The sequence below is a fragment of the Eudoraea sp. genome, assembly GCF_049665975.1.
Classification (GTDB): domain Bacteria; phylum Bacteroidota; class Bacteroidia; order Flavobacteriales; family Flavobacteriaceae; genus Eudoraea.
The window spans coordinates 1-5,623 of sequence record NZ_JBATGR010000266.1; the positions used below are offsets into that span (position 1 = coordinate 1).

Sequence of the window (5,623 nt, forward strand, 5' to 3'; positions counted from 1 at the left end):
CACCACTATGGGCATTGGGCTTTCATCAATCTAAATGGAGTTATTTTCCGGAGAGCAATGTTAAGAAAATTGCCAGGAAATTCAGATCCCTTAAAATTCCCTGTGATGCTATCTATCTCGATATAGACTATATGGATGGATTTCGTTGTTTTACCTGGGACAAGAAAAAATTTCCTGATCCTAAAGTCATGATTCAGGATTTATATAAAGACGGCTTTAAAACAGTGGTCATGATAGATCCGGGAATAAAGGTAGATAAGGATTATTGGGTTTATAAGGAAGCCCTGGAGAATGATTATTTCTGTAAAAGAGGAGATGGCCCCTTAATGCGTGGTAAAGTTTGGCCGGGTGAATGTAGTTTTCCTGATTTTACAAATCCAAAAGTTAGAAAATGGTGGGCAGGCCTCTATAAAGAACTCATGGCTGAAACCGGAGCCCATGCCGTATGGAATGATATGAATGAGCCTGCTATTATGGAAGTTCCTTCTAAAACTGCTCCATTAGATACCAGACATGATTTTGATGGTCATCCCTGCAGTCATAGAAAGGCTCATAATATTTATGGCACTCAAATGGTACGGGCGACTTATGAAGGAGTTAAAAAATACGTTTACCCCAAACGGCCTTTTGTTATAACCAGAGCTGCATATGCAGGGGCACAGCGTTTTTGTTCTACCTGGACTGGTGATAATGTTGCTACCTGGGAACACTTGTGGATTGCCAATGTACAGGTTCAAAGAATGTGTATGAGTGGTATGTCATTTGTGGGTTCAGACATAGGAGGATTTGCAGAACAGCCCAACGGAGAGCTTTTTGCGAGATGGATACAATTAGGCGTCTTTCATCCCTTTTTCCGGGTGCATTCAAGTGGGGACCACGGGGATCAGGAACCCTGGTCATTTGATAAGGAAGTGACGGATATAGTCAGGAAGTTCATTGAATTAAGATACCAACTTCTTCCTTATCTGTATACCATGTTTTGGAAATATTCCAAGGAAAACATACCCATGCTTAAACCCTTGGTGTATTATGATCAGGAAGATTTACAAACTCATTTTAGAACGGATGAGTTTATATTTGGGGATCAAATATTAGTCTGTCCAATACAGGAACCCAATGCATTGGGAAGAAGAATGTATATTCCTAAAGGTAAATGGCATAACTTTTGGTCTGGTGAGGTTATAGAAGGAGGAATGGAGAAATGGGTTGCCGCGGATATTGATAAAATTCCTATTTTTATAAAAGAAGGAGCAATAATTCCCAAATATCCTGTCCAGCAGTATGTTGGTGAAAAAGTTATAGAAGAGTTAATCCTGGACGTTTATTTTAAGTATGGTATTGAAAATTAAACAGTTTATTAATATGAACAGGATGGCTATGATTATACGAAAGGAATTTATAGCTTAAGGAATTTTAAATTGAATGGTAAGAAAAATGAATTGATAATCCAGCAGTTTAAAAATGGAGCTTTTATTACTTCTTACAACTCATTTAAAATTAATCTAATTGATTTACCATTTAAAATTGAGGAGATAGAGATAGATAATGAAATAGTTCCAATTAAAAAATTAAAGCCAAATGGTGACAATACAATTCATGTAACAAAAGAATTTACAGTATTGCACATTACGGGAAAATAAAAATTTTGTATTTTAATCATAATAATCAATATAATGCGTGCTAAAAGGTTTTTACTGGTATCCATATTATTACTTGGAATTACTTCTTGTAAAGTAAACCCCTTTACAGGGCAAAAAGTATTGAACTTCTATCCCAACAGTCAGATTTTTCCAATGGCCTTTGCTCAATATGATGAATTTATTGGCCAAAATAATGTCTTAGAGAACAATACTGAGGCAAAGATGATTACAAGGGTAGGGCAGAAAATTTCTTCGGCCGCTGAAAGATGGTTATCTGCCAATGGATATCCCGGATATCTCAAGGATTACCGATGGGAGTATAATTTAGTAAAAGATACACTTATAAATGCCTGGTGCATGCCTGGTGGAAAGATTGTTTTTTATACAGGTATTCTGCCTATTTGCCAGGGAGAAACAGGTGTCGCAGTGGTTATGGGTCATGAGGTGGCACATGCATTGGCAGATCATGGAGCACAACGAATGAGTGCAGGAACCTTACAGCAACTCGGAGCCGTAGCCGGAAATATCGCAATTCAGGACGATAAATCAAGAAATATGTTTAATCAGGCATATGGTATTGGTTCAACTGTTGGACTTATGTTACCTTTTAGCCGCAGTCATGAATCGGAAGCGGATAGGATAGGACTTCAGATTATGGCCATTGCAGGCTATAATCCGGATGAGGCCGCTGAACTTTGGAAACGAATGAAGGCTAATGCAGGAGGTAATGCACCACCAGAATTTTTAAGTACCCACCCATCTAATGATACCAGGATTGCGAATTTAACGCAATGGGCTCCATTGGCAAAACAGGAAGCTCAGAAGTTTGGTGTAACTTCATTTCAATAGGCTATTTAAATTAGTGATTCCTCTAATAATTGTATATTCGAAGCTGTTCATAGGGATCAGTTTTTTATTATATGGCCAGAACTTTTGCAATAAAGGGAAGTAAGAAACTATTAAATGCCTGGGCATTTTATGATTGGGCTAATTCTGTATATAGCCTGGTAATTGCATCCGCCATTTTTCCAATTTTTTATGGAGCCTTGTTTAGAGTAGCGGATATTGAGAAAGTATCCGTATTTGGTGGTGAAATTGCAAGAGCTCCATTAATAAGTTATCTTACATCAGCAGCCTTTTTATTCATAGCATTTATTACGCCACTTATATCTGGTATTGCCGATTATTTGGGTAATAAGAAAATCTTTATGAAGTTCTTTTGTTACCTGGGGGGAATTTCCTGTATAGGGCTATACTGGTTTTCATTGGAAAATATTTATTTAGGCCTTGTTTGCTACTTTTTTGGTCTTGTAGGCTTCTGGGTGAGTTTTGCAATTAACAATTCGTACCTCCCGGATATTGCTTTCCCGGAGCAACAGGATAGCATAAGTGCCAAAGGATTCTCGTTGGGTTATTTAGGAAGCGTTATTTTACTTCTTTTAAACCTTGCTATGGTAATGAAGCCTGATATTTTTGGTATAGAGGGTGATGCTACTGAAGTAGCTGAGATTAAAGCAATGAAATATTCATTCGTCACTGTGGGTATTTGGTGGATTTTGTTCAGTCAGTATACCTTCTATTACCTTCCGGTAGGGGTTAAGCGGAAAGGGGTACGGAAGAATATCGTTTTCAATGGATTTATGGAGTTAAAAGGAGTATGGCATCAATTAGGGAATGAGGTAAAGCTAAAAAGGTTTCTGGTTGCCTTTTTTGTATACAGTATGGCTGTACAGACAGTGATGTTGATAGCTACTTATTTTGGGGAGCAGGAGATTAACTGGGGTTCAGCTAGTGAACGTACCACAGGTTTAATTGTCAGTATTCTAGTAATTCAATTAGTCGCAATATTTGGTGCAACTATTACTGCAAGGGCGTCCAAAAGATTTGGAAATATAAGAACACTTATGGTGATAAATATATTATGGGTATTTATCTGCATATATGCCTATTTCTTAATAACTCCGATAGATTTCTATATTGCAGCCGGTTGTGTGGGAATTGTCATGGGAGGTATACAGGCATTATCGAGATCTACCTATTCCAAGTTTATCCCTGAAACAACCGATACGGCTTCCTTTTTCAGCTTCTATGATGTTGCAGAAAAACTAGGGATTGTAATAGGTACTTTTTTATATGGCTTTATTGCTCAGTTTACTGGAAGTATGAGAAATGCAACTATATTCCTGGGTCTTTTTTTTCTTAGCGGATTGTTTTTACTGACCAGGGTCGATAAAAAACCCTGACGTTTCCGGCAGGGTATGATAGTCTTTCTTTTTTTGATGTACTTCTATCCTTTGGTGACATCTCCGGAACCCGAAGATTTAGTATCTATTTTTGTTGCATCTCCCCGATAATGAATATCTCCGGAACCAGATACCCTTGCTTTTAGCATTTTATTAGCAGTAACTTTAATATCGGCAGAACCTGAAATTCTTGCATCTACGTTATCGGCAATAAGGTCATAAGCCTCAATGTCACCAGAACCGGAGATTTGAACATCAAATACTTCAGTAGTACCGCTTAAATTGATGTCACCCGAACCAGACATCGATGCGCTAACCGTCTTAGATTCCAGATCCAGAGTAATGTCTCCGGAGCCCGACATATTTGTGCTAAATTCTGAAGCGGAAATCGTTTTTTTTCCAACAATATCTCCAGAACCAGATAAGGACACTTCATTAACACTCTCTACAGGAACCGTAACGTAAATACCGCCATCCTTTTTCCAGGAAGAAGGTTGAAGGTTAAAACCTTTTTTCACTTTAATGACCAATTTGCCTTCCTTTACCTCCGTTTTAATATGCTCCAGTAAATTTTCCTCCCCTTTAATACTTAATTTTCCCTCTTGCCCGTCAACCAGGATAACATCAAACCATCCTGCGACTGCTATGGCGTCATATTCTTCCGTAGATCGTTCTACAGTTACTATATTCCCGTTCCCTTTTATCTTTTTTCCCCATTGTGCATTTGTGACGGCTACTATACAGAGGGCTATTCCAAGTGTTATTAATTTCTTCATGATAATGTGTTTTAGCTAAAAGTGTTTATTATTAAGTGTTCTTCTCAATTTTTAATAAAAGTGATACCACCGTAATCACTCGTTATGGAGATCATATTTTCGCTAGCTGCGCTACCGTAAAATCCTTTGTAATAACGGTCGTTAGATTTCTCCTTACTTATACTGATTTCAAAATCATCTTTCCCGTTAACTCCGGCATACTCAGTGGAAATTTCAAAATTAAAATTATACATAGGATCATAACCAATTTTTATGCCCGTATAATCTGAGCGAATTGAAATATTTCCGGCATCCTGGGCCATATTAGCTATGCCCACAGAGCCATAATCGGCATTTATATCTATATTCCCGTGAATTGTACCCAGTTTAACATTTATGTAGTCCCCGTTACCTTGTACATTGTTGGCTTCATCTACATCTAATTTACCATAATCACTGGTATACTCAAGGTTTTCCATTTGTCCGATCGCAGCATTTGTATAATCAGCACTGATGTATAAATTTCCCGCTTTTTGTATCGTAAACCCGGAATAATCAGCAGAAATCTTAGCACTATTTACATATTCTATAGTTGATTTTGATGTGTAATCGAATTTTAATTCATTATTTCTTCCGTGTAGTTCACCAATTTCTAACCTTCCGTAATCACAACTAATTTTGGCATGGCCATCAATCCGGTCCAGCATAATATTTCCATAGTCGTTGTTTAGATGAACACTGTTTTTTATTGGGAGTTTAATGGTATAGTTTATTTGCATGTTCACATTGTTACTTTTTCCCCAATTCCAACCCCAGCTTCCTTTATCTTTATTGTAAATAGTTTTAGCAGAGACCATATCACTGCTGGCTTCAAAATCCACTGTAATTTTATCAAGCTTTTCCTGCACTTTAGACTCGTTATTACCGCTAGTTTTTATATGAACTTCTATTACTACTCTATTCTCGTTCCAGGAACTCAAAGTAA

Annotated in this window: 4 protein-coding genes and 1 pseudogene; 3 read left to right on the forward strand and 2 right to left on the reverse strand. The window is 37.4% G+C overall.

Annotated elements, in window-relative coordinates; all coding sequences use genetic code 11:
- The 3 genes and pseudogenes from WBN20_RS09550 to WBN20_RS09560 all read left to right on the forward strand — a co-directional run.
- Window positions 1-1,640: pseudogene (locus WBN20_RS09550) on the forward strand (TIM-barrel domain-containing protein); the annotation flags it as partial.
- A gap of 33 nt (window positions 1,641-1,673) precedes the next feature.
- Entirely contained in the window at window positions 1,674-2,489 is an 816-nt protein-coding gene (locus WBN20_RS09555; protein WP_424273639.1) for a M48 family metallopeptidase, read from the forward strand.
- Between the two features lie 71 nt (window positions 2,490-2,560).
- On the forward strand, window positions 2,561-3,883 hold the full coding sequence (locus WBN20_RS09560; protein ID WP_424281512.1) for an MFS transporter: 1,323 nt from the start codon (window positions 2,561-2,563) through the stop codon (window positions 3,881-3,883).
- A 44-nt stretch (window positions 3,884-3,927) separates the two neighbouring features.
- Here the strand turns inward: WBN20_RS09560 and WBN20_RS09565 are convergent, their stop codons facing one another.
- Window positions 3,928-4,659: a head GIN domain-containing protein gene (locus WBN20_RS09565; protein ID WP_424276050.1), complete on the reverse strand. Its 732-nt coding sequence runs from the start codon at window positions 4,657-4,659 to the stop codon at window positions 3,928-3,930.
- A gap of 44 nt (window positions 4,660-4,703) precedes the next feature.
- Window positions 4,704-5,623 (reverse strand): hypothetical protein (locus WBN20_RS09570; protein WP_424281513.1); only part of this gene is annotated, 920 nt, incomplete at its 5' end.

What these genes read in the sequence shown, in the direction of transcription:
- WBN20_RS09555 (WP_424273639.1), top strand. Translation starts at nt 1,674, where the DNA reads ATGCGTGCTAAAAGGTTTTTACTGGTATCCATATTATTACTTGGAATT.
- WBN20_RS09560 (WP_424281512.1), top strand. Translation starts at nt 2,561, where the DNA reads ATGGCCAGAACTTTTGCAATAAAGGGAAGTAAGAAACTATTAAATGCC.
- WBN20_RS09565 (WP_424276050.1), bottom strand. Translation starts at nt 4,659, where the DNA reads ATGAAGAAATTAATAACACTTGGAATAGCCCTCTGTATAGTAGCCGTC.